Annotated in this window: 25 protein-coding genes; 10 read left to right on the top strand and 15 right to left on the bottom strand. The window is 70.5% G+C overall.

The features are described 5' to 3' along the window. The first annotated feature begins 31 nt into the window (after nucleotides 1–31). Both Acy02nite_RS00875 and Acy02nite_RS00870 read left to right on the top strand, forming a co-directional pair. On the top strand, nucleotides 32–1,057 hold the full coding sequence (locus Acy02nite_RS00875) for a medium chain dehydrogenase/reductase family protein (protein WP_203737526.1): 1,026 nt from the start codon (nucleotides 32–34) through the stop codon (nucleotides 1,055–1,057). After that, nucleotides 1,054–1,773 (top strand): TetR/AcrR family transcriptional regulator, encoded by a 720-nt coding sequence (locus Acy02nite_RS00870; protein ID WP_239174010.1) that lies wholly within the window; start codon nucleotides 1,054–1,056, stop codon nucleotides 1,771–1,773. The genes Acy02nite_RS00875 and Acy02nite_RS00870 overlap by 4 nt, the downstream gene beginning before the upstream one ends. On the opposite strand, the gene Acy02nite_RS00865 is transcribed toward Acy02nite_RS00870, so the two are convergent. After that, the gene (locus Acy02nite_RS00865; protein WP_264653376.1) at nucleotides 1,763–2,116 is read right to left on the bottom strand and encodes a LysR substrate-binding domain-containing protein; all 354 of its coding nucleotides are present in this window, start codon (nucleotides 2,114–2,116) and stop codon (nucleotides 1,763–1,765) included. The genes Acy02nite_RS00870 and Acy02nite_RS00865 overlap by 11 nt on opposite strands. Before the next feature lie 122 nt (nucleotides 2,117–2,238). Here Acy02nite_RS00865 and Acy02nite_RS00860 point away from each other — a divergent pair, with 122 nt between their 5' ends. Then, a complete protein-coding gene (locus Acy02nite_RS00860) occupies nucleotides 2,239–3,084 on the top strand; it encodes a hypothetical protein (RefSeq protein ID WP_203737524.1) in 846 nt (281 codons plus the stop codon). A gap of 715 nt (nucleotides 3,085–3,799) precedes the next feature. Then, nucleotides 3,800–4,423 (top strand): Ltp family lipoprotein, encoded by a 624-nt coding sequence (locus tag Acy02nite_RS00855; RefSeq protein WP_203737523.1) that lies wholly within the window; start codon nucleotides 3,800–3,802, stop codon nucleotides 4,421–4,423. A 273-nt stretch (nucleotides 4,424–4,696) separates the two neighbouring features. Here the strand turns inward: Acy02nite_RS00855 and Acy02nite_RS00850 are convergent, their stop codons facing one another. The 4 genes from Acy02nite_RS00850 to Acy02nite_RS00835 form a co-directional block, all read right to left on the bottom strand. Next, nucleotides 4,697–5,515, bottom strand: a complete 819-nt coding sequence (locus Acy02nite_RS00850; protein ID WP_203737521.1) for a carbohydrate ABC transporter permease — start codon at nucleotides 5,513–5,515, stop codon at nucleotides 4,697–4,699. After that, nucleotides 5,516–6,439, bottom strand: a complete 924-nt coding sequence (locus Acy02nite_RS00845; RefSeq protein WP_203737519.1) for a carbohydrate ABC transporter permease — start codon at nucleotides 6,437–6,439, stop codon at nucleotides 5,516–5,518. Further along, nucleotides 6,439–7,737, bottom strand: a complete 1,299-nt coding sequence (locus tag Acy02nite_RS00840; RefSeq protein WP_203737517.1) for an ABC transporter substrate-binding protein — start codon at nucleotides 7,735–7,737, stop codon at nucleotides 6,439–6,441. The genes Acy02nite_RS00845 and Acy02nite_RS00840 overlap by 1 nt, the downstream gene beginning before the upstream one ends. A 204-nt stretch (nucleotides 7,738–7,941) precedes the next feature. Then, on the bottom strand, nucleotides 7,942–9,237 hold the full coding sequence (locus tag Acy02nite_RS00835) for an alpha-glucosidase/alpha-galactosidase (protein WP_203737515.1): 1,296 nt from the start codon (nucleotides 9,235–9,237) through the stop codon (nucleotides 7,942–7,944). 112 nt (nucleotides 9,238–9,349) lie between these two features. Here Acy02nite_RS00835 and Acy02nite_RS00830 point away from each other — a divergent pair, with 112 nt between their 5' ends. After that, nucleotides 9,350–10,123: a DeoR/GlpR family DNA-binding transcription regulator gene (locus Acy02nite_RS00830; protein WP_203737513.1), complete on the top strand. Its 774-nt coding sequence runs from the start codon at nucleotides 9,350–9,352 to the stop codon at nucleotides 10,121–10,123. Nucleotides 10,124–10,347: 224 nt separating this feature from the next. Here Acy02nite_RS00830 and Acy02nite_RS00825 read toward each other — a convergent pair whose 3' ends face one another. The 5 genes from Acy02nite_RS00825 to sigJ all read right to left on the bottom strand — a co-directional run bounded on the left by Acy02nite_RS00825 (nucleotide 10,348) and on the right by sigJ (nucleotide 14,438). Further along, nucleotides 10,348–11,130 carry an ABC transporter permease gene (locus tag Acy02nite_RS00825; protein WP_203737511.1) on the bottom strand — a complete coding sequence of 261 codons (783 nt, stop codon included), beginning with the start codon at nucleotides 11,128–11,130 and terminating at the stop codon, nucleotides 10,348–10,350. After that, complete coding sequence (locus Acy02nite_RS00820) at nucleotides 11,127–12,080, bottom strand: ABC transporter ATP-binding protein (protein ID WP_203737509.1); 954 nt, start codon at nucleotides 12,078–12,080, stop codon at nucleotides 11,127–11,129. The genes Acy02nite_RS00825 and Acy02nite_RS00820 overlap by 4 nt, the downstream gene beginning before the upstream one ends. A gap of 68 nt (nucleotides 12,081–12,148) precedes the next feature. Further along, complete coding sequence (locus tag Acy02nite_RS00815; RefSeq protein ID WP_203737502.1) at nucleotides 12,149–12,994, bottom strand: DUF4097 family beta strand repeat-containing protein; 846 nt, start codon at nucleotides 12,992–12,994, stop codon at nucleotides 12,149–12,151. A 19-nt stretch (nucleotides 12,995–13,013) separates the two neighbouring features. Then, nucleotides 13,014–13,526, bottom strand: a complete 513-nt coding sequence (locus tag Acy02nite_RS00810) for a toxin-antitoxin system HicB family antitoxin (RefSeq protein WP_203737501.1) — start codon at nucleotides 13,524–13,526, stop codon at nucleotides 13,014–13,016. Nucleotides 13,527–13,583: 57 nt separating this feature from the next. Beyond that, nucleotides 13,584–14,438: an RNA polymerase sigma factor SigJ gene (sigJ, locus tag Acy02nite_RS00805; RefSeq protein WP_203737499.1), complete on the bottom strand. Its 855-nt coding sequence runs from the start codon at nucleotides 14,436–14,438 to the stop codon at nucleotides 13,584–13,586. A gap of 72 nt (nucleotides 14,439–14,510) precedes the next feature. Between sigJ and Acy02nite_RS00800 the strand changes: the two genes are divergently transcribed. Together Acy02nite_RS00800 and Acy02nite_RS00795 are read left to right on the top strand one after the other, a co-directional pair. Then, on the top strand, nucleotides 14,511–14,990 hold the full coding sequence (locus Acy02nite_RS00800) for a carboxymuconolactone decarboxylase family protein (RefSeq protein ID WP_203737497.1): 480 nt from the start codon (nucleotides 14,511–14,513) through the stop codon (nucleotides 14,988–14,990). Nucleotides 14,991–15,153: 163 nt separating this feature from the next. Further along, complete coding sequence (locus tag Acy02nite_RS00795; RefSeq protein ID WP_203737490.1) at nucleotides 15,154–15,429, top strand: sulfurtransferase TusA family protein; 276 nt, start codon at nucleotides 15,154–15,156, stop codon at nucleotides 15,427–15,429. An 87-nt stretch (nucleotides 15,430–15,516) separates the two neighbouring features. Here Acy02nite_RS00795 and Acy02nite_RS00790 read toward each other — a convergent pair whose 3' ends face one another. Both Acy02nite_RS00790 and Acy02nite_RS00785 read right to left on the bottom strand, forming a co-directional pair. Continuing rightward, on the bottom strand, nucleotides 15,517–15,993 hold the full coding sequence (locus Acy02nite_RS00790; protein ID WP_203737488.1) for a hypothetical protein: 477 nt from the start codon (nucleotides 15,991–15,993) through the stop codon (nucleotides 15,517–15,519). Nucleotides 15,994–16,247: 254 nt separating this feature from the next. Beyond that, the gene (locus tag Acy02nite_RS00785; RefSeq protein WP_203737486.1) at nucleotides 16,248–16,835 is read right to left on the bottom strand and encodes a TetR/AcrR family transcriptional regulator; all 588 of its coding nucleotides are present in this window, start codon (nucleotides 16,833–16,835) and stop codon (nucleotides 16,248–16,250) included. A 143-nt stretch (nucleotides 16,836–16,978) separates the two neighbouring features. Here Acy02nite_RS00785 and Acy02nite_RS00780 point away from each other — a divergent pair, with 143 nt between their 5' ends. Beyond that, nucleotides 16,979–18,169 carry a lysylphosphatidylglycerol synthase transmembrane domain-containing protein gene (locus Acy02nite_RS00780; RefSeq protein WP_203737484.1) on the top strand — a complete coding sequence of 397 codons (1,191 nt, stop codon included), beginning with the start codon at nucleotides 16,979–16,981 and terminating at the stop codon, nucleotides 18,167–18,169. An 85-nt stretch (nucleotides 18,170–18,254) separates the two neighbouring features. Here the strand turns inward: Acy02nite_RS00780 and Acy02nite_RS00775 are convergent, their stop codons facing one another. Beyond that, the gene (locus Acy02nite_RS00775) at nucleotides 18,255–18,854 is read right to left on the bottom strand and encodes a mycothiol-dependent nitroreductase Rv2466c family protein (protein WP_203737482.1); all 600 of its coding nucleotides are present in this window, start codon (nucleotides 18,852–18,854) and stop codon (nucleotides 18,255–18,257) included. A 168-nt stretch (nucleotides 18,855–19,022) separates the two neighbouring features. Between Acy02nite_RS00775 and Acy02nite_RS00770 the strand changes: the two genes are divergently transcribed. After that, complete coding sequence (locus Acy02nite_RS00770) at nucleotides 19,023–20,156, top strand: acyltransferase family protein (protein WP_203737475.1); 1,134 nt, start codon at nucleotides 19,023–19,025, stop codon at nucleotides 20,154–20,156. A 156-nt stretch (nucleotides 20,157–20,312) separates the two neighbouring features. Here Acy02nite_RS00770 and Acy02nite_RS00765 read toward each other — a convergent pair whose 3' ends face one another. Continuing rightward, nucleotides 20,313–21,239: an alpha/beta fold hydrolase gene (locus tag Acy02nite_RS00765; RefSeq protein ID WP_203737473.1), complete on the bottom strand. Its 927-nt coding sequence runs from the start codon at nucleotides 21,237–21,239 to the stop codon at nucleotides 20,313–20,315. A 95-nt stretch (nucleotides 21,240–21,334) separates the two neighbouring features. On the opposite strand from Acy02nite_RS00765, the gene Acy02nite_RS00760 reads away from it, so the two are divergent. Beyond that, a complete protein-coding gene (locus Acy02nite_RS00760; RefSeq protein WP_239174008.1) occupies nucleotides 21,335–22,000 on the top strand; it encodes a TetR/AcrR family transcriptional regulator in 666 nt (221 codons plus the stop codon). 126 nt (nucleotides 22,001–22,126) lie between these two features. On the opposite strand, the gene Acy02nite_RS00755 is transcribed toward Acy02nite_RS00760, so the two are convergent. Next, nucleotides 22,127–22,459, bottom strand: coding sequence for a TM2 domain-containing protein (locus tag Acy02nite_RS00755; protein ID WP_203737467.1), 333 nt, complete (start codon nucleotides 22,457–22,459; stop codon nucleotides 22,127–22,129). Nucleotides 22,460–22,484: the final 25 nt, after the last annotated feature.

Below are 22,484 nucleotides of genomic sequence, written 5' to 3'. Positions count from 1 at the left end.
CATGGCCATCGATCGATCACCAGGAGCAGTCATGACTTCCAGCGTCTCCACCACCGAAGTGGTCATGCCCGGGCTGGTGGGACCCGACGGGTTCGAGACCCGCCGGCGTGTCCTGCCCGACCCGGCACCGGGCGAGGTGCTGGTGACCGTGGAGGCCACCGGGATCTCCTTCGCCGAGCACGCGATGCGCCTGGGCCGTTACCCCGGCCAGCCCAGCTTTCCCTTCGTGCCCGGCTACGACCTGGTCGGCGCCGTGACCGCCACCGGCCCCGGGGCGGAGGCCGCCCTGCTCGGCCACCGGGTCGCGGCGATGACGAAGACCGGTGGCTGGGCGACTCATGCCCTGCTCAAGGTTGCCGACGTGGTGCCCGTCCCGGCCGGCCCGGACTCCGCGGAGGTGGAAGCCCTGGTCGTGAACGGCCTGACCGCGTACCAGATGCTGCACCGCCGGGCGAAGGTGCGCGCCGGCCAGACGATCCTGGTCCACGGGGTCAACGGCGGGGTGGGAACCACGCTCAGTCAACTCGCCCTGCACGCCGGCGTCCGGGTCATCGGCACGTCCTCACCCCGTCACCACGAGGCCCTGCGCGAACTCGGCGTGCTGCCCGTCGACTACAACGACCCGGACCTGGCCCGCCGGGTACGGGAACTCGCGCCGACCGGGGTGGACGCCGTGTTCGACCACATCGGCGGCAAGAGCATCACGCGCTCCTGGGGTTTGCTGGCCAGAGGCGGGACCCTCGTCAGCTACGCCATGCTCAAGGACACCGGCCCGATGATCCCGGCCTTCGTCGCCCTGCTCGGCCGGCTCGCCTGGCTCAACGTCCTGCCCAACGGGCGCCGGGCCGGCTTCTTCGACGTGTGGGGCGGCAAGTTGCTGCGCCCGAAGCGCTTTCGGAGCAACCTGCACCAGGACCTGTCCACCGTGTTCTCGCTGCTGGCCGACGGGATCCTGCGCCCGCAGATCGCCGCCCGCCTTCCGCTGACCCGCATTCAGGAGGCGGTCGAGCTGGCCGAGTCGCACACCATCGTCGGCAAGGTCGTGCTTCTCCCGTGACCCGCACCGACGAGATCGAGACCTCCGGTGCCCGTAAGGTGACGATCGTGAGCACGACCACCGACCCGGGCGCCACCGGACCCCGGGCGCGCAACCGACGCGGCGAGGGCGGGCGGTTGCGTGCCGAGATCGTGACGGCGGCCGCCGAGCTGCTCGACGAGTCCGGCAACGAGCAGGCCGTCACCCTGCGGGCCGTGGCCCGGCGGATCGGGATCTCCGCCCCCTCGATCTACGCCCACTTCCCCGATCGGCAGGCGATCCTGCTGGCCGTCGTCCAGGACGCGTTCGCCGAGCTGACCGAGGCCCTCCGCGCCACCACGGGCACCGGAAACGGCACGGACTCCACGGGCGAAGGCGCGGTCGCCGGGCTGCGCGCGGCGTGCACGGCGTACCTGGACTTCGCCGCCACCCGGCCGCAGCGCTACCGCGTGATGTTCGGCGGCCTGTGGAACGGCGGCGTTGCCGTGGACGACGCCGCGGTCTCCGCCGCCGAGGTCACCGAGCTCGGGCAGGAGGCGCTGGCCGTCCTCGTCGACGCCCTGGACGCCTGCGTGGCCGCCGGCGGCTCGGCCAGCACCGACACGCCCGCCGACGCCATCGCCCTGTGGCTGGGGCTGCACGGCCTCGCGCACCAGCGCTCCGTCGCCCCGGCCTTCCCCTGGCCGGCCGACATCGCCGAACGCCTGATCGCCTCGCTGGCCCGTCTCACCCGATAGATCTCGAGGCGGCGGCGCCGCCCCCGGGTTGCCACATCTCGTAGTTCCCGCATTCCGCGGTGGTGGCGGCCGTCGCCCGGGCCGCGGCGAAGAAGTCGTCGACCACCCGCGAGCCGCGCGATGCCGCCACCGCGAGGCACACCTGCTCGGGGGCCAGATCCGGGACGGGGACATAGCTGACTTCCGGATGTGAGTAGAACACGGTGGCGGAACGGGCCAGGAACGAGATCCCCCGGCCGGCCGCGACGTGCTCCAGGGTCTCGTCCACCCCGCGCACCACATATCCGGCGTTGGGGTGCGGGCGCCTGGTGGGCTGCGTGCTCGGGTCCAGGTGCCAGACCAGCGGCTCGCCGTCCAGGGATGGTGGCGATCGCCGCGCCGGGCTCGCGAATTGATCCGGGGGCCTCCGCCCGCCGTACTACCCGGCGGTAGGAAGCAGAAGTTCACGGAAGGACGGTCGCGTTCGTGGCGCCCGCGTACCTGGATCAATCGACGGTGACCGACGGGGTTCCCCGCCCCCGGGTCGCTCATCTGCAGCCGGGCGACGGCCCGGACCAGTGGCTCGGGCAGCGGCCGGACATGTATCAGACGGACTGGGCGCCCCGGCCCCGCCGCCGGCACCGGCGGCGGGGCCGGGGCCGATCCGTGGTGGTCGTGGTGACCGCCGTCGCGGCCGCGGCGGGTGGCATGTTCGCCGTCAGCCGCGCCGACCGGCCGGCCACCGCACCGGTGGCGATCGACGCCGCGTTCTCCTCGGTCCGGCCGGCGGCGACGGCGGCTGACCGGCGGCCGGCGCGTGCCTCGTCGGCGCCGGCCCCTCGGACGAAGATCGGGACCTCGGCGTCCACGCCCCGCCCGTCGTCCACACCCCGCCCACCGCGGCCCGTCTCGGGCCTCAGCCAGGCGCAGATGAACAACGCCGCCACCATCGTGCGGGTCGCCCGGGACCGTAAGCTGCCCCGCCGGGCGATGCTGGTGGCGATGATGACCGGTCTGCAGGAGTCCAGCCTGCGCAATCTGGCCAACCCGAAGGTTCCGGCCTCCCTCGACGAGCCGAATGAGGGCAGCGGCGAGAACTTCGACTCGCTCGGCATCTTCCAGCAGCGGCCGAGCCAGGGATGGGGCACGGCGGCGCAGCTCATGGACCCGCGCTACGCCGCTGGCGCCTTCTACGAACGGCTGCTCCGGGTCGACGACTGGGAGTCCAGAAGCCTCGGCGACGCGGCGCAGGCCGTGCAACGCTCAGCCCTGCCCGGCGCGTACGCCGACCACGAGGACCGGGCCGCCGAGGTCGTCGACGCGCTCCTCTGACCCGAACCCGTCCGCACGGCAGGGGAGGGCCGCGCGCCGCCGTCCAACGCGACTTGCGGATCCCGTCGCCGGGTTTCCAGGGCTGGTGACCAGAGGTGTGTCCGAGCCTCCGACACACCCTTGACCGCCGGCTACGGCAAGTCGGCTGGTGGTCAGAGGTGCATCAAGCGCCCGACACACCCCTGGACGCCAGCCGGCAACAGCGAGATGGGCTCGCGCGGAGTGAACACCCTGGAACGCGGACGCGCGAAACGAGCCAGATCGGCGGATGACGTCCGAATTCACGACGTTCTACGAGAGATCCGCCGTCGCTCGAATGGGGTGTCGGCCGTTCGATTGTGGATGGCGCACGATGTATTGATCGAATACTGACTGCTAAGCCCACCGAAGTGGCCGAATAGCCCACCCATGATGAGCCGTGGTTTCGATTGGATGACCTTGAACGGTGTTGATGATTGTGGACATCGGTCCGGCATCACCCCGAGGTGCACCTCCGTCGTTGAGGAGAATGATGTCCTACCCCGGCCCGTCCTCTGGCGACCAGCCGTTCGACCCCAGCGGGCCAGTCCCGCCGCCGCCCGGCTGGTCGCCGCCGCCCGGCTGGTCGCCACCGCCCGGATATCAGCCGCCGGTTCCTGATCAACCTGTCCCGCCTGGTTACGGCGCGTACCCGCCGCCGGCGGGGTATCAACCGGCCGGGGTTCCCGGCCAGCCCATGCCGCCCGGCTATGGTGGCTACCCGCCACCGCCGGTCGCGCCGCCGAAGAAGAAGGCCGGGAAGATCGTGCTCGCGGTCGCGGGCGGCCTGGTGGGACTCTGCTGCATCGGCGCGGTGGCCTCTGCGGGCGACGACGACACCAAGAAGGACAAGGCCGCTGCGGTGGCCACGGCGACGACCACGACGGCGAGCGCGGTGACCACGACGGCGACCGCGGTGGCGACGACCGCGGCCACGACGCAACCGGCCGCCGTCGCGAAGACCACCGAGCCCGCGGCTCAAGTCACCACCGAGCCTGCCGCGGAGCCGGCCGCCGAACCGACCAAACAGTTGACCGTCTCCCAGGAGAACGCTGTCGAAAAGGCGGCCGACTATCTGGAGTACTCCGCGTTCTCGCGTTCCGGCCTGATAAAGCAGCTCAAGTTCGAGGGCTTTTCCACCAAGGACGCCACCTTCGGCGTGGACGCACAGAAAGCGAACTGGAACGAACAGGCCGCCAAGAAGGCGGAGGACTACCTGGAATTCAGCTCGTTCTCGCGCTCCGGTCTGATCAAGCAGCTCAAGTTCGAGGGCTTCACCACCGCCCAGGCCACCTACGGCGTCAAGAAGGTCGGACTCTGACCGGTGGCTGTGAGCCGCTTGCCGGCCTCGACGTCGACGGAGCGACGCTGGTTCTCGTCGGGGCCGTCGGGTCTGCGCGGCGACGAGCTTCTGGCTCATGCCGAGCAGGAGTCGCGGTGGGCGGTGGGCACGGGCAGCGGGCGGGGCGGGAGCGCTGTCCAGCATCCCCGCCCCGGCCGGCGCGACAGGACCAGCCGGCTCCGTCCAGGCCCCGGAAGCAGTGTCGTTCAGGTCATGCCGGGTTCACGCGCCGCCCGTACGCGCAAACGGGTTTCAGCCTTTGAGGCCGCTGAAGGTCATGGTGGCGATGAAGCGGCGCTGGGCCAGCAGGAACGCCAGGATCAGGGGCATGGTGGCGAGCACGTTGCCGGCCATCAGCTGGGACCATTCGGTGTGGCGGGTGCCCTGGAAGGTGGCGAGGCCGACCTGGAGGGTGAAGCGGCTGTCGTCGGAGATCGCGATCAACGGCCAGAGCAGGTCGTTCCAGCTGGAGAGCAGGGTGAAGACGGCCAGGGTGGCCATGGCGGGGCGGGCCAGCGGGAGGACGATGCTGCGGAACGTGCGCCAGCGCCCGCACCCGTCGATCAGGGCGGCCTCCTCCAGCTCGGCGGGGAGGGACAGGAAGAACTGGCGCATCAGGAAGATCCCGAACGCGGAGGCGAGCCACGGGACGAACGCGGCGGCGAGGGTGTCGACGATGCCGATCCGGGCGAACATCAGGTACGTCGGGATCATCAGCAACTGGATCGGGATCATCACGGTGGCGACGACGACCATGAACGCGACGCCACGGCCGGCGAACTTGAGGCGGGCGAAGCCGTAACCGGCGGTCGAGCAGAGAACCAGGTGGGCGAGAACGGACACCGCCGAGACGAGGATCGAGTTGAGCAGCCAGCGGGGCGCGTTCGTCTCGGAGAGCAGGGCCCGCCAGCCCTCCAGGTGCAGCGCGGTCGGGATCAGCTTCGGCGGGAACTGGTTGATCTCCGCGTTGCTCATGAACGAGGTGAGCAGCATCTGCACCAACGGCAGCACGAAAAGCAGCGCGAGCGGCATCAGCAGGAAATGCCAGGGGCTGAACGGGAGTCGTCTCATTCAGAACACCTCCGAACCGCGCCGGCGGCTGTACCAGACGATGACCAGCGTCAGCAGCAGGGTGACGACGAACAGCAGATAGGCGGCGGCTGCTCCGTATCCGAGTCGCTGGGTCTGGAATGCCAGCTCGTAGATGTAATAGACGACCGTCTGGGTGCTGTTCAGCGGTCCGCCACGGGTCGTGGTGTAGATCAGGTCGAACAACTGGACCGCGGTGATCGTCTGCCAGACCGCGGCGAAGACCGTCACCGGCCGCAGCTCCGGCAGCGTGACGTGCCGGAACACCCGCCACCGCCCGGCGCCGTCCATCGTCGCCGCCTCGACGAGCTCCTTCGGGATGTCCTGCAGCGCGGCCAGATAGATGACGGTGGTGAATCCGACCTCGCCCCAGAGCGCGATCAGCACGATCACGTAGAGCGCCTGCGACGGGCTCTCCAAGAACTGTTGCTGCGGAATGCCCAGGTGGCGCAGCACGTCGTTGGCCGCGCCGAACTGCGGATTGAACACGAACGACGCGAGAATGCCGGTGGCGGCGGCCGAGGCCACGTACGGCACGAAGATGCACGTGCGATAGAAGCCGATCAGCCGGATCCGCTGATTGAGCGCGATCGCCACCACGATGCCGAGCCCGATCGACAACGGCACGAAGAACACCGTCAGCAGCAATGTGTGCCGGGCCGCGGCGAGCATGTCCGGGTCCTGCGCGAGCTGCTGGTAATTGCCCCAGCCGACCGGGACACCGGCCGTGATGCCGTTCCACTTGGCCCGGGAGATGAAGAACGCCCACACCGCCGGGAACAGCGAGAGCCCGACGACGATCAGGGTGGCGGGTCCGACGAAGGCCCAGCCGGTCAGGTGGCGCCGGGCCTTCGGGCGGGGCCGTGCCGGAACCGGCCGGGCCACCGCGAACGTCAGTGCGGCCATCAGTTCACCAGCGCGTTCTTGGACTTCTCGGCGGCGGCGTCCAGCGCCTCTTTCGACGACGATTTCCCCTGCAGTACGGCGGCGATCGCGTCACCGACGTTGCGGGACATCTCCTCGTATCCGGGGACCGTGGGCCGTGCCTGCTTGGCATTGGCGAGATTGGCGAAGAACTTGTCGCCGCCCGGGTACTCCTTGACGTAGGTCGCGAATTCGGGGGTGGTCGACTCGGCGGTCCGCAGGGGCAGGTTACCGAGGGCGAGGTTCCATTTCGCGTCGATCTGCGAGCTGGTCAGCCACTTGATGAAGTCCCGTGCCGCGCCGGCCCGGTTCACGTCCTCGTGGTCGAAGAGCACCCACAGGTCGGGGCCGGAAACGGTTTGGTGGTCGCCGCCGACGCCGGGCAGGACGGCCACGCCGTACGAGCGCTTGGCCTCCTTCAGCTCGATCAGGGACCACGGGCCGGACAGCATCATGCCGATCCGCCCGCTGTTGAACAGGCGCCAGTAGCGTTCGTCGGTCTGGTCGAGATACATCGACTTGTCGTCGACGGCCATCCGGCGCAGCGTTTCCAGGGCCGTCACGCCGGCCTCCGAGTTGAACGCGGGTTTGTTGCCGTCGAGAATCTTCCCGCCGTTCTGCCAGAGCAGCGGCCACAGGTGCCAGGTGGTGTCCTCGCTGCCCGACACCGAATAGGCCGTTCCGTAGGTGTTGGTGCCCGGGTCGGTCAGTTTCCTCGCGGCGGCCCGGAAGTCCTCCCACGACCATTCGTCGGTCGGATAGGCGAGCCCGGCCTTGTCGAACAACGGCTTGTTGTAGATCAGCGCGAGGTTGTCGACCAGGGCCGGGACGCCGATCACCTTGCCGCCGGCGGTGGCGGTCTGCCGGGCGGCTTCCGGGATCTCCGGCCACCCGAACGACGGATCCTGAACGAAGGTGGTCAGATCCTGGGTTTTGCCACTGCCGCCGAGCTCGCCGGCCCAGCTGCCGTAGGCGTACGAGACGTCCGGGTAGTTCCCGCCGGTGAACCCGGCCGACAGCTTGGTGAGCAGGTCGTCGGTGGTCGGTGCGCCCGACGAGGTTTTGACGGTGACGTTCGGGTGGGCGGTGTGGTACTCGGCGGCGAGCGTCTCGGCGACCTTCTCGGCTTCCTCGCTCTGGCCCGTCCACCAGGTGATCTCGACGGTGGCCTTGGGGTCGTACCCGGCGGCGGCGTCCTTGCCGGGTTCGGTGGTTCCGCCCATGCAGGCGGTCAGCAGCAACAGGGCGGCGGCGCCGCCGGTGATCAATCCGGGTCTCATGTCAGGACCTCTCCGCGGCAACAGTGGCGGTTCAGGGGAGGACGACGTAGCTGTGCACAATCAGTCAGCCAGGACAACAGGAATGGGTGAGCAGGCGCGGGCGCCGGCGACCTCGGCGAGCGTGTTATCGATGCCAGTGGATTATGCTCGTTTGTGCTCGCTTCACAAGATGTGCGCAGCAAGTGAGCATTCGCTGTTGCGCGTTCAGCCTCGCAGACTCGCCGGCAGCAGGTCCCCGTGCGCGGCCGTGAGCTCGTCGCACAGGTCCCAGATGGCGTCCACGGTCAGCGTCGCCGCGGTGTTCGGGTCGACCATCGCGGCCTGCCGCACCATGCGCGGATCGCCGTCGAGCGCCGCCCGGACGGTCAACTCGCCGACGCTGACGAACGCCCGGTTCAGCGCGGCGCACTGCGGTGGCAGGTCACCGACCGGCTCCGGGCGCAGGCCCGCGCCGTCGACCAGGCACGGGACCTCCACGGCGTACGCCGGAGGAAGGTTGGTGATGAGACCGGAATTGATCACGTTGGCGTGGATGCGGCGCGGCGTGCCGGTGACCATGCTGTGGATGACCTGCGGGGCGTACTCGGTGGCGTCGCGGGTCAGGTCGAGCGGCTCGCCGGCGAGCAGGCCGCGCCGGGTGGCGTGGTAGTCGTCGACGTTCTGCGCGCTGATCCGCAGGTAATCGCCGACCGGGATGCGAAGCCGGTCGATCTCCGCGTCGTGGTGCAGGTACCACGGGACGTACTCGGAGGAATGCTCGCTGGTCTCCGTCGGGAAGTAGCCGAGCCGCCGGTACATGTCCATCCGGACCCGTCTGCGCAGCTGGAGGTCCTGGTCGAGCAGCGCGTCGAGACGCGGGTAGAGCGACTCGCCCCGATGCTCGAACCGGAGCAGCCAGGCCTGGTGGTTGACCCCGGCGCCGGTGTAGTCGATCTCCTCGTGCGGGATGCCGAGCAGCTCGCCCAGGTCGTGCACCGTCCAGAAGACCGAGTGGCAGAGCCCGGCGACGTTCAGGTCGGGGGCGATCGCGCCGAGGTAGGCGACGTTCATCGCCATCGGATTCGTGTAGTTGAGCAGCCACGCGTCCGGGCAGATCGCGCGCATGTCCGCGGCGATCCCGTCCAGGACGGGGAACGTGCGCAGCGCGCGGAAGATCCCGCCGACGCCGAGCGTGTCCGCGATCGTCTGCCGCAGCCCGTACTTCGCGGGGATCTGGAAGTCACGCACGGTGGCCGGATACATGCCGACCTGGATCGCGTTGATCACGAAGTCGGCGCCCTCCAGGGCCGTGCGCCGGTCCAGGTCGGCGGTGATCGTCGGTGTCGCTCCCAGTTGCGAAGCGGTCTGGCGGGCGATCAGCTCCGCCGTCTCGAGGCGTTCGGGGTCGATGTCGTGCAGGGCCAGGGTGACGCCGCGTAACTCGTCGAAGGAGAGGATGTCGGCCAGCAGCTCGCGGGTGAACACCACGCTTCCGGCGCCCAGGAATGCGATCACGGTCATGGGAGGAGTTTCCGGCCGGGTGCACGTTCGTGCAAGGATCGATCGGAAACGAACTATCATGACTGCGCGTTTGATCAGCAACTGGCCTCAGCTACCGGGTGAAGAGGTTTCCATGTCGTCTCTGCGTCGCGCCGACCGCGTGTCGGCCATCCTCGAACGGGTCACCGCCACCGGGTCGGTCGACGCCGGGGCCCTCGCCGAGGAGTTCGCCGTCTCCCACGCGACCATCCGGCGTGACCTGCAGATCCTCGAGGACCAGCGGCTGCTCTCCCGCACGCACGGCGGCGCGGTCGCCGTCGACGTGGCCTATGAGCTGCCGGTCCGCTATCGCACGGGGCAGCATCGGGAAGAGAAGACAGTCATTGCGCGTACGGTGTCAGCCCTGCTCCCGAAGGGTCCGCTGACTCTCGGCCTCACCGGCGGGACGACGACGCACCTGCTCGCGCGGCTGCTCGCCGAGCGCGTCGACCTGACCGTGGTCACCAACGCGCTGAACATCGCGGCCGAGTTGGCCCTGCGCCCCCGTCTCAAGCTGATCATGACGGGCGGGGTGTCGCGGACCCGGTCGTACGAGCTGGTCGGCCCGATCGCCGACCAGGCGTTGCAGGGGCTGAACATGGCGGTCGCGGTCGTCGGCGTCGACGGCATCAGCGCCCGGGGCGGCCTGACCACGCATGACGAGATCGAGGCGAACACGAACGCCACGATGATCCGCCGGGCCGACCGCGTGATCGTGGTCGCGGACGGCTCCAAGGTCGGCAAGGTCTGCCTGGCCGGCATCTGCCCGGTCACCGACGTCGCCACCCTGGTCACCGACGCCAGCGCCGACGCGGCCGCCCTCGACGCCCTCCGCCGCACCGGCACCGAGGTCGTCATCGCCACCTGACCGCCCCGCGAACCGGCTGACGGACCGGGCCGAGGCGGTCTCGCGTCCTGACGGTCCGCGAGGCTGCCGGTGGTCAGGCTCGGCATGCGGCTCGCGGTCCCGGCTGGTTCTCATGGGCGTAATTCGTCCCTCATTACGCCCATGGGAACCAGCCGCCCTGACCGGTCCCGTCGCGCGTGGGCGCGGCGGGACCGGTCGTGTCATGACGTACCGGGAAAGCTGTTTTACTTTGCGGCTTTCTGGTTGTACCTGCGTTTCGCCCAGATGTAGGAAAGGGCCGAGATGGCGGCGCACCAGCCGAGGGTGATCCAGGCGCTGTTGCCGATTCCGGTGCCCAGCAGCAGGCCTCGGAGCGTTTCGATGACCGGGGTGAAAGGCTGGTACTCCGCGAATTGGCGCAGGCCGGCCGGCATGGTCTCGGTGGGCACGAAACCGCTGCCCAGGAAGGGCAGCAGCGAAAGGAACATCGGGGTGTTGCTGGCCGTCTCGACGCTGTCGGCGGCCATTCCCAGGGCGACCGCGAGCCAGGTCAGCGCGAACGAGGTGGCGAGGAGGACGCCGATCGTCGCGAGCCATTCGAGCGGGGTGGCGTTCGGGCGGAAACCGATCAGCAGGGCGATGCCGAGGACGAAGAACAGCGCGATGAAGATCTGGACCAGGCTGCCGAGCACATGCCCTGTGAGCAGGGACGCGCGGGCGATGGCCATGCTGCGGAAACGGTCGACGATGCCCTCGGTCATGTCCATCGCGATCGAGATGGCGGTGCCCGCGACCGCGCCGGCGATGGTGAACAGCAGAATGCCGGGGGCGAGGTAGTTCACGTATTCGGAACGGCCGCCGCCGAGCCCCGCGCCGAGGGTGCCGCCGAAGACGTACACGAAAAGAAGCAGGAAGATGACCGGCAGGCCGATCAGCATGATGGTCAGCGACGGATAACGCCTCAGGTGCAGCAATTGCCGCTGGAACATGGTCCGGGAATCGGTGATGGTGTTCGCCAGGGTGGTCATCGTTTCTCCTCGAGGCCCGCGCCGGTGAAGGCGAAGAAGACGTCGTCCAGATCCGGGGTGTGAATGGTCAGATCGGCCGGCTCGATGCCGGCCCGTTCGAGTGCGGCCAGCGCGGCGCGCAGCGAGGTGACGCCGCCGTCGCTGGCGACCTGCAGGGTCAGCGCGTCGTCGTCCTTCTGCGTGACGTCGAGAACCGTGGCCGCGGCCCGGTGCGCGGCCGGGTCGGCGAAGCGCAGCAGCAGGTGGCCGCCCGGGATACGGCGCTTCAACTCGTCGGGGGTGCCCTCGACGACGATGCGGCCGTGGTCGAGGACCGCGATCCGGTCGGCGAGCTCGTCCGCCTCGTCGAGGTACTGCGTGGTGAGGAAGACCGTGACGCCGTCGGCGACCAGGCCGCGGACGATCTGCCACATGGTGTGCCGGCTGCGCGGGTCGAGGCCGGTCGTCGGCTCGTCCAGGAAGATCAGCCGCGGGCTGCCGACCAGGGTCATCGCCAGGTCGAGGCGGCGCTGCTGACCGCCGGAGAGCAGCGAGACCGGCTTCTTCGCGGACTCGGCCAGGTCGAAGCGCTCGATCAGTTCGTCGACGCGATGGGCGCCGGCACTCTTGCCGAGGCGGTGCAGGCTCGCCATCAGGCGCAGGTTCTCCTGCACCGTGAGCAGACGGTCGACGGCCGCGAACTGCCCGGTCAGGCCGATCGAGGCCCGCACGCCGTCGGGATCGCGCGCCAGGTCGTGCCCGGCCACCCGCACCGAGCCGCCGTCGGCGGGCAGCAGCGTGGCCAGGATCCGGACCATCGTGGTCTTGCCGGCGCCGTTCGGGCCGAGCAGGGCGAACACGGTCCCCTCGGTGACGGTGAGATCGATGTCGTCGAGGACGGTCTTGGTGCCGAACGTCTTGCGCAGGCCTGCCACCGAGACGGCGGGCCGGGTGGTGACGGTGGTGGTCATCGAGTGCCTCCAGGGCAGGCGTCATCGCGGCCGCTCTCGGGAAAAGCGGCCGTATCCGGCAGAAGGGGTCAGGAGCGGTGGATCAGGATGTCGCCGAACGCCGTCCGGGCGCGGACCTCGGCCCGCTCGTCGGTCTCGGCGGGACCGTCGGAGGCGGTCATCTCGTTGCGGACCTTGCCGTAGTGCGTGTGCACGTCGAGGAGGGCGGCGGTGCCGCGGCGGATGCCGACCTCGATGCGGCCGGCGGCGCTGCGCAGGGTCGCGGCACCACGGACCAGTTCCCGTACGCGAATGTTGCCGTTGGCGGTGTTGGCGGAGATCCCGGCGCCGGCGTGGTCGGCGCCGATGTCCCCGTTCGCGGAGTTGATCCGCAGCTCGCCGCCGGCGTGACCGACCCAGGTCTCGCCGTTGCCGTTCTTCAGCACGGCCAGGCCGGCCACCGAGCGGACCTCCAGCTTGCCGGAGCCGGTGGTCAGGCTGGCGTCGCCGGTGATGTTCTCCGCGGTGACCAGACCCATCCCGGTCGTCACGTTCAGGCTCTCGGCCTGCTCGACCTGCAGGTCACCGGCACCACTGCGCAGCCGGCAGTCGCCCAGCGGCCCGGTGCACCGGGCGCCGCCGACGCCGAGCTTGACGTCCAGGCCGGAGCCGGCGGGCAGCTCGACGAGCACCTCGACGGTGCCGACCTTGCCGAACATGCCGAGGCCGGGCTGCCGAGGGCCGCGCACGGTCAGCGTGCCGGACAGGAAGTCGACGCGGGTCTGCTCGGCGGCCCGGACGTCGCGGTCGTCGGCGCCGAAGCCGGGGCGGACGGTGACGACGGTGTCCGGGCGGTCCGTCGCGACGACAGTCACGTCGCCGGCGACCAGGTCGACGGTGGCGGTGATCGATCCGGGGGTGTCGAACGTGGGCATGAGCTCTCCTCCGAGGGGTTCAGCGGACCCAGCCGCTGTAGCGCTGACCACTGCTGGCCGCGCTCGTGGTCGCGGAACGGGGGCTGTCGCCGTCGGCCGCGGCGGACGCGGCCCGGATCAGCCAGGTGTTGATCGAGACGCCGGCCTTGGCGGCGGCCTGCTCGACCCGGCCCTTGAGGTGCTCCGGGAGGCGCAGACTGATCCGGACCGTCGCTTCGTCCTCACCGGGGGCGGGCGCCGCGGGCACGGGCTCCGGCGGCGCGGATTCCTGAGGGGCCCACGACTCGGCAGGGGCCGGTGCCACCACGAACGAGGGCTCGCGGTTGCGCAGGCGCAGGTCGACCGAGCCCGGTGCCAGATCGCGGGTGATCTCCGTGGCGGCTTCGGAGAGGGCGTCGAGCAGGGCGAGCCGGATCGCCGACTCGAGCGGCGCGGTCAGCCGCTCGGCGAGCTCCCGGGCGTCGTCGCCGCCGGCCGCTGCCGCGAGCGCGAGCTCGTGACGCACGGCGTCGATGTAGGGGCGCAGTTCCATGACGCCATTATGGCATCACTATGATGCCACGCGCAACCCTGTGGCATCACGGTGGCATCAGAGCCAGGGGCGCAGCTTCTCCGGGTTGCGCACCGCCCACATCCGGCTGACCCGCGCGCCGGCGACCTCGAAGGCGACCACCCCGGTGGTGACGCCGCCCCATTGCACGACCAGGCCCGGTTGCCCGTTCACGGTGCGCTCCACCAGTTGAAGGCCCGGCGCGCGCTCGGCGAGGGCCACCGCGTACCGGGCGACCTCGGCGCCGCCCACGATCGGGCGGGGCGCCGCGCTGACCACGCCCCCGCCGTCGGCGATCAGGTGCGCGTCCGGGTCGAGCAGCCCGACCAGCGCGGCGATGTCCTTCGACTCCCAGGCCCGCTTGAAGTCGCGGACCACGCGGGCCTGCTCGGAGACCGGCGGCGCCGGCGCGGCGGACGTCGCGATCCGGCGGCGCGCGGAGGACGCCAGCTGACGGCACGCCGCCGGGGTGCGACCGGCGACCTCGGCCACCTCGGCGAACGAGTAACGAAACACGTCGTGCAGGACGAACGCGACCCGCTCGGCAGGCGTCATCGCGTCCAGGACCACCAGGAACGCCATGCTCACCGACTCGTCCAGGGTGATCCGGTCGGCCGGGTCGTCGCCCGGCAGCGACGGGACCGGCTCCGGGATCCACTCGCCGACGTACCGTTCGCGCCGCACCCGGGCCGACCGCAGGTGATCGAGGCAGATCCGGCTCGCGACCTTGGTCAGCCACGCGCCCGGCACGTCGATCTCCGCCTGCTGCGCAGGAGAGAGGGCAAACCATCGCGCGTACGTCTCCTGGACCACATCCTCGGCGTCGGCGAGCGAGCCGAGCAGGCGATACGCGACGTTGATCAGCTGGCGGCGCTCGTCCTCCGGAGTCCTCATGACACTCCGACGAGACGGCAGGCGCGAATGTGAGGGCCTGACATTCCGTGCGGCCACCTCGTCGAAGCCGGCATGGACATCACCTCACGCCTCCCCGATCCCGCGCGGTTCTTCCCGGAACTGGGCGGCTGGGCGGCCTCGCTGACCAGCGCGCTGCACAACGACAGCATCCCGGCGACCACGATCGGACTCGTGCACCTGCGGGTCGGGCAGATCGTCGGCAGCACTTACCACACCGTCCGGCAGAGCGGGATTCTGCGCAAGGCCGGTGAGACCGAGGAACGGATCACCGCCGTGGCGTCGTGGCGGGACGCGCCGTACTTCCAGGAAGCCGAACGGGTCGCCCTGGAACTGGCCGAGGCCGTGTGCACGGCGAACCCGGCCGGCGAACGCGTCCCCGACGAGCTCTACCAGCGGGCCGCCGCGCACTACGACGAGAAGGCGCTCTGGACGTTGACGCTGGTCATCGCCCAGATTCTGTTCTTCGTGCCGGTGGCCCTGATCGGCAAGCCGATCCCGGGCGCACCGCTCGGCAAGAACTACCGCCCGTAGATCGTGAGCCCGGGCTCGCGTGCCCCGCATTCGCGGCCCGGGCCACACCCCCTCCTCGATGGACCGGCCGGCCCCCGTCACGGCCCGGGCTTCGAGCGTGTCCTCGGGCACGTGTCGCGGCACTCCTGGTCGTGAGCGGAGCGACGCGGGAGAAGATCGGGGGATGAACGCTCCGGTTGTGCTCGACGGCGGTGATCGGCGCTGCGTGGTGCTGCTGATCGAGCTGCGCAAACTGATCGCGACGCTGCCGCCGGGCTCGGTCGTGCACCTGATCGCGACCGACCCCGCGGCGCCGCTGGACCTGCCCGCCTGGTGCCACCTGACCGGGCACGAATACCTCGGGCCGGTGCCGGGGGAGCGGCCGGCCTACGCCATCGGGGTCCTCGCGGGGGCCCGCCCCACCGATGCCGAGCGTCCCTGGCGCCCTGCCGACTCGTGAGCCGCTCCGCCTGATCGATCCTCGCGAAAAGAAATGAGGCCGGAACCGCTGGAGGTCAGCGGCCCGGCCCGGAGTCCGACAGCGACGTCAGCCGGCCTTACGGTCGACGGCGGACGTGGACTCCGTGGAAGCGCCCTCACCGGCGGTGCTCGGCGTGGTGATGCTCGCCTTCACCGCGTCGGTGTCCTGGCAGGCCGTCTGCAGCTTCAGGATCGCGCTGCTGACCTCGGCCTTCAGCACGTCCTCGTCGGGCTCGTCGGCCGCAGCCCTCGCCTTGGCGACCGCGGCGCTGAGCGCGTCGGTCGACGCGGTGACGATCGTGCTCCGCGACGTCTTGCCCTGAGTGATGATCTGGGTGGCGGTGGCCACGTCCAGATCGCGCCCGTTCTGACCATGGGTGGCGTCGTAGGCGATCGTGCACGCCCCGGCGGTCCCCTTGTCGAGCCCGGCCACGTCTGCCGCCCCGGCCGCGGTAGCGGTGTTGGGGGATTCTTCGCTGTTAGCGCAGCCGGTGATCGCCAGTAGGGTGCACGTGACGACAGCTGCGATGGTGGGTCCACGCATGGTGCGGGAGGTTACCGGCCGGCGATCATGATCCGCGGCCTGGGGTAGCGCAGTGTGACGTGCGGAACGTCCGTTCTGCGGGTGTCCGCATAGTTATACGGCCGAAAACTGGTGGGGGCGCCGTAACTCTGCGTGACGTTAACCAGTTGACCGGCACCGATGGACGCTCTGATCCTGTTCGCGATCCGCTACGTCGGTGCCGTGACGCGATCTCGGCCGACGGCCGGGCGAGCCGGACGTGGGTCAGGCGGGGGTCAGGCGGGGGTCAGGCTGACCATGCCGGACACCCTGCGGAACGTCTCCGGCAGAGACGTGCCCGGATTGTCCAGCCAGAACTGAACGCTCGTGCGGAGCGCGGCCAGGAACGTGGCGACCAGCACGCGGGCGCGCAGCTCCGCATCCGGGCCCGGGACCCGGGCGGCGATCTCGACGGCCAGGTCCCGCTCGATCGCGGTGTAGGCGGCGATCTGGTGCGCCAGATGATTCGGGTCGCGGTGCAACGTGCGGAGCTGTGTCAGCCAGGAGGTGTTCGCCTCCGCGAACGCCTCGCCGAGCAGATCGGCCGCCGCGCCGGTCAGGACCGTCCACGGATCGGCGGCCGGCTGCTGGCGGATCGACTCGCACAGCCGGCGCAGCCGATGCGCGTCGCGGTAGTAAAAGACTTCTTCCTTGTTCGCGAAGTAGTTCGTGAACGTTCGCCGCGAAACCCCCGCCGCTTCCGCGATGGCGTCGATCGTGACGTTGTCGGCGCCGCGCTCGGCGGCCAGCCGGACGGCGGCCTCGTGCAGCGCCATCCGGGTGGCCATCTTCTTGCGTTCGCGCAGCCCGAGGTTCTCCTCCACCCCGCAACCCTAATGCGACCCGACCCACTTCTCAAAGTGCAAAGTTGCCTGGAGTGCAAGCAAAGGCGAGGTTGAGAGCGGTGCGCATGTGGGCGGATGCTGCCGGTCGGCGACGTGCGTGGCGATGGCTCACGCGAGTCGTCGTGATCGTGCTTGCCGCGGTCGCCGTCGCGGTCACGGTTCGCGGCCGGCTCCCGGCTCCGGGTGCGATTTGGGCCATTTGGCGTACGGCGGACGTGCGCTGGGTCGCGGCGGCGCTCGCCGCTCAGGTGGTGTCGCAGGCCGCTTTCGGAATGCAGCAGCGCCGCCTGCTCGGCGCGGCCGGGACGCGGGTGTCACGGATCGCGGTGCTCGCCATCACGTACAGCCGGTCGGCGATCAGCCTCGCGCTGCCCGCGGGGTCGGCCATGTCGGCGGCCTACGCCGTGCAGCAGTACCGCCGGCGCGGGGCCTCCGGCGCCACCGCCGCCACGGTGACGGTGCTTTCCATGGTGGCGTCGATGAGCGGGCTGCTCACTGTCTGTGTGCTTGCTTTCGGGCAGGGGCCGCTGCTCGGCTGGTGGCGCTCGGCGTCCTACGAGGCGATTGCCGCCGGGGTCGTGCTCGTCGTCGCGCTGGTCACAGCGGCGCGAGCCCGACCCCGGCCGCCGAGTCCACCCGACTTCGACCGGCCCCGTCCCAGCACTGAGCCCACCGTAGGCGGAGTCTCGCGGTGGCCCTTCACCGAGCGCACCGTCGGTGGAGTCCCGCGCTGGCTCGGCGTCGAACGCGCCGTGGGCGGAGTCCTGCGGCGGCTCGGCGTTCAGCGCACCGTTGGTGGAGTTCCGCGGTGGCTCGGCGGTGAGCGTGCCGGGGGTGGCGCGCTGCGGCGCTTCGGGTTGCGCCTGCATCGGGAGTGGACAGCGGCGGTGACGGCCGCACGGTCCATCCGGCCGTGGGACGGGCTCGCGGCGATCCTGTGGTCCGCGCTGAACTGGGCAGCGGACGCGTTCTGCCTCATCGCCGCGGCTCAAGCGTGTGGGCTGCCGGTCGGCTGGCGAACCGTCGGCGCGGCCTACCTGGTGGCGCAGGTCATCCGCCAGATCCCGCTCAGCCCCGGTGGGCTCGGCTTCGTCGAGGCGAGCCTCGTCACCGCGTTGAGCATGGGCGCCTCACCTGCCGTCGCTGCCGCAGCCGTTCTCCTCTATCGCCTCCTCTCCTTCTGGCTGGTCCTTCCGGTCGGGCTGATCACCTATCTGGGGTTGCGGCGCGTGCCGGCACGGTCGTCGGACTTCCCGGTCACCTCGGCGTTGTCTCATCCAGCGTCCGCAGTGCTTGCCGAGCCGGCCCCCTGACCACCGCCTTGTCGAGGCTCCGTCCCCATTGAGGCCGATCTTCACGCCCAGGACGATCCATCCGCGAGCCGGAACGGGTCGCGGGTCAGTCGAAGTTCAAGCCGCCGGTGCGGGTGCGCTTGAGCTCGAAGAACCCCGGATAGCTCGCCAGCGTGCGAGCGGCGTCGAAGAGACGGGCGGCCTCCTCACCGCGTGGGATCTTGTTGAGGACCGGGCCGAAGAACGCCACACCGTCGATGTGGATCGTCGGGGTGCCGACATCCTCACCGACCGGGTCCATGCCCTCGTGGTGAGACCTGCGCAGCGCCTCGTCCCACTCGGTGCTGCCCGCGGCTGCTGCCAGTGAAGCCGGCAGACCCGCCTCGGCCAGGGCCTCCGGGATCACCACGGCGAAGTCCTTGTTGCCCTGGTTATGGATGCGGGTGCCGAGCGCGGTGTAGAGGTCGCCGAGCACCTCCTCGCCGTGCTGCTGGGCGGCGGCGGTCACCACCCGGGCCATGCCGAGCGAGCTGTCGATCAGCTCCCGATACCACTCCGGGAGGTCACGTCCCTCATTCAGCACATACAGACTCATGGCGCGGAACCGCAGGTCGAAGTCGCGCAACGGGCGCACCTCGAGGATCCAGCGGGACGTGATCCAGGCGAACGGACAGGCGGCGTCGAAATACAGGTCGACGGTGGTCATCAGAAGCTCCTCACTGAATTGCCGTGTTGACGCTAGAGCCCTGATCGGCCGGTGCGGACGCCAATGGTGCCCCAAGTGGATGGGCCAATGCATCAGACCAGGGTGGTATCTCGAAGTTCAGACCCAGGGCTGACGCGGCTCACCGCCACGCGACCTAGCTTTGCCGCCATGGCCCTCGCAACCCTTGCCGCAACCCTTGCCGTAACCCGTCGTGTCGAGACATCCCGTCGTGTCGAGACGGTCCGCCGCATCGAGGCCGCCACCAGGCCCGATCGGGACCGGGCCGTCGACGCTCTCCGCGCGATCGCCATCCTCGGGGTGGTGCTCGGGCACTGGCTGGTGACCGCTCTGGTCTTCGACGACGGGCCGGTCCGAGGGGCCAGCCCGTTGCAGTTCCTGCCGGCGCTCACGCCGGTCTCCTGGATCTTCCAAACCCTGGCGGTCTTCTTCCTGGTGGGTGGCCAGGTCGCGGCCGCCAGCTGGTCCCGGCGGACCATGACGTATGAGGACTGGGCCGCACGACGACTGAGACGCTTGTTCCGACCGGTGCTCCTGGTCCTCGCAGTGTGGACGGTCGTGGGTGGCTTCCTCCTCGCCGCAGGGTCCGAGCCGGCCACCGTGCACACGCTGGTGATGCTCGTCCTGTCCCCGCTGTGGTTCCTGCTCGTGTTCGCGGCGCTGACCGCAGCCACGCCGCTGGTGGTGCGGCTGCATCCGGTGGTGCCGCTCGCCGTGGTGGCGGTCGTCGACCTGCTCCGCATCGAGCTCGGAGCGCCGGCGTGGGTGGGCTGGGTCAACCTGGCCGCCGGCTGGCTGGTGCCGTTCGCTCTCGGGGCTCGGTGGCAGCGGATGTCGCGGGGCTCGTTGTGGGCGCTGGCGATCGGAGGGGCGGCCGCGACCGTCGTGCTGGTGTGCTGGGCGGGCTATCCGGCGTCGATGGTCGGCGTGCCCGGCGCGGGCTTCTCGAACCTCGCACCGCCGAGCCTGGCGGCGGTCACGTTCGGGCTGGCCCAGTGCGGTTTCGCCGGCCTGCTGCGGGAGCCGTTGGGGCGCCTGATGCGGCGTCCGGCGTGGTGGGCGGCGGTCGTGGTCGTGAACCTGTTCGCCATGACGATCTTCCTATGGCACCAGACCGCGATGATCACCACAGCGGTCCTGGCGCGGCTCGCCGTCGGCCCGTTGCCGGGGCTGCACACGAGCCCGGACAGTCCGGTGTGGGTCGTGGAGAGGCTCGGCTGGCTCCCGCTGTTCGCCCTGGTCCTGCTGCTCATCTGCCGCGCGGCGCGCCGAGTCAGGGGGTGACCTGGCAGATGGCGCCGAAGGTGCCGCGACGACGACAGCACGCTCGGCGGCGGCCCGGGTGATCCCGGGGCCGGGCCCGTTCGTCGAATCCGTCCCTGCCGCAGAGCGGCCGCGTCAGCGCACCCTGCCCTGCTGTTCCGGGCCCGGCGTGCGCGTTCAGCGGCCGGACCTGGGCGGGTCGTCGGTGGGTGACGCCGGTAGGCGGCTGGCGAGGGCCTGCACTGCGCCGGCGTAGACGCTCCAGAGGTCGCGGGAGAGGAAGTGCCCGGCGCCGGGCACGATGTGCAGGCGTGCGGCGGGCACAGCTGCGGCGATGTCCCGGGCTGCGGCCACGCGCACCAGCGGGTCCCGTTCACCGTGCAGGACCTGGGTCGGCGCGGTTATCCGGCCCAGTCGGCCACCGGACCACTTCGCGCCGATCTGGCGACTCTGAGCCTTGTCGTCGCGGAAACTGGCGATGTTGTGCTCGGCCTCCTTGGCGACGAATTCGCGTACGTCGTGCTTCGTGATGTCGTGACCGGGCGCGGCGAGGAGGCGGGCGACGGCCACGGCGAGGTCCAGGTCGCCTTCCGGGGTGGCGGGGTAGTGCAGGCGCGCGAACCTGACCAGTGGCGCAAGGTGCAGATAACGCAGGATGCGCAGGCCGTGGGCGTCGCTGGGGACGGCGCCGGAGGTGGTCATGGTGAGGACGCGTTCAGGGTGGCGGAGCGCCGTCCGCTGAGCGATGAGACCGCCCATCGAATGGCCGAAGAGGTGGGCGCGCTGCCAGCCGAGGGTGTCGAGGACGGCGGCCGCGTCATCGGTGAGGTCTTCCGCGGTGTATGCCGGCGTCGAGCGGCGCAGCAGGGCCGCGATCGGCGGGCCGGCATGCCGGGCGGCGGGCAGGTGGGTGGACTGTCCTGAGTCACGCTGGTCGTAGGCGGCGACGTGGAAGCCACGACCGACCAGGTCCGCGACGAGGCCGCCGGGCCACCAGAAGCGTGACGTGCCCAGCCCCATCACCAGGAGCAGTGGAGAGCCTCCAGAGCCACCGAGGTCCTCGACGGCGATCCGGATTTCGCCGTTGTGCGCGTACTGCGTCATCGTTGCCGACCCTTCAGCAGGTTTGCGAACGGTGTACGCGAACAGCGTATGCGAACATGGCACGCAGGGACAGGGCGTGTGGAGGGAGCCGTCACGTGGGCACGAATCGAGAACCGGTGATCTGGCTGCGTCCGGAGCGAGCCTCGGGCGGGAGGCCGGCCGAACGCAGCCGCGCCGAGATCACCATGGTCGCGGTGCGGCTGGCCGATGAGGAGGGCCTGGAGGCGGTCTCGATGCGCCGCGTCGCCGGCCTGCTCGGCACCGGGGCGGCCTCCCTGTACCGCTACGTCGCCACCCGCGACGACCTGCTCGATCTCATGATCGACAGCGCCGCTGCCGAATACCGGCTGGTCGCGCCGAGCGGTGACTGGCGGACCGACCTACCGGCCCTCGCCTGCCAGGCCCGCGACATCATGCGCCGGCACCGATGGCTGCCCGCCCTGGTGATCGACCGCCCAGCGCTCGGACCGCACGGGGCCGGCCTGCTCGAACACGTCCTCGAGATCCTCGACGGCCATCCGGCCCGGCCGGCCCGCAAGATGGAGGCCTTCGCCATCCTCTCCGGACTGACCGCGCTGTTCGTCCAGTCCGAGACGGCCGCCGCGGGCGCCGCACGTCATGGCGCCTACCTCGGCCACGTCGCCGCGGCCGGACACCACCCTCGCATCGCCGCCCTGCTGGCCGCCACCCCGGCCGAGCCACGGCCGGCTGACCCGTTCGCCGCCGTCATCACCGGCGCCCTGGCCGCTGTGCTCGACTGAGAGACCGATCGAGACCGGCCAGGACACTCTCGCTCAGCGGCACGCCGCCTCCACGAGCCCCGGAGGTCCGCCGGGCTCCGATGCCCGCGACGGCAGATCAGCGTGGTGCCGTGAGCGGCGCCGCCCTTACGCCGGGTTGGGGAGGACTTCGGGCTCGTGGATGCCGTAGCGGGCCATGACCGCGGTTCGGCGGGTCCGGTTGACGGTGCGGACCCGGCGGCCGATGAAGAAGACGTCGATCAGCGTCCAGAGGCCGAGACCGCCGAGGGTGAAGAGCATGGCGATGGAACGGGCCGTGTCACCCAGGTAGAAACGGTGGCCGCCGAAGATGCCGGTGGCGCACCAGAGGGCGTACGCGAGTCGGGGGGTCTTCTTGATCGACTCATACTCGGACTCGGCGCGCAGCAGGCGCAGGCGCTCCCACTCCGGGAGGGTGGCCTGGTCCTGCAGTGATCCCATGCGGGGAACGATAGCGGTCAGCGTG

Origin of the sequence: Actinoplanes cyaneus, from assembly GCF_016862095.1 — a bacterium.
In the GTDB taxonomy this organism is placed as follows: domain Bacteria; phylum Actinomycetota; class Actinomycetes; order Mycobacteriales; family Micromonosporaceae; genus Actinoplanes; species Actinoplanes cyaneus.
Note: the sequence above shows the minus strand (reverse complement) of the source record. Positions and strands in the feature narration are given on the sequence as shown.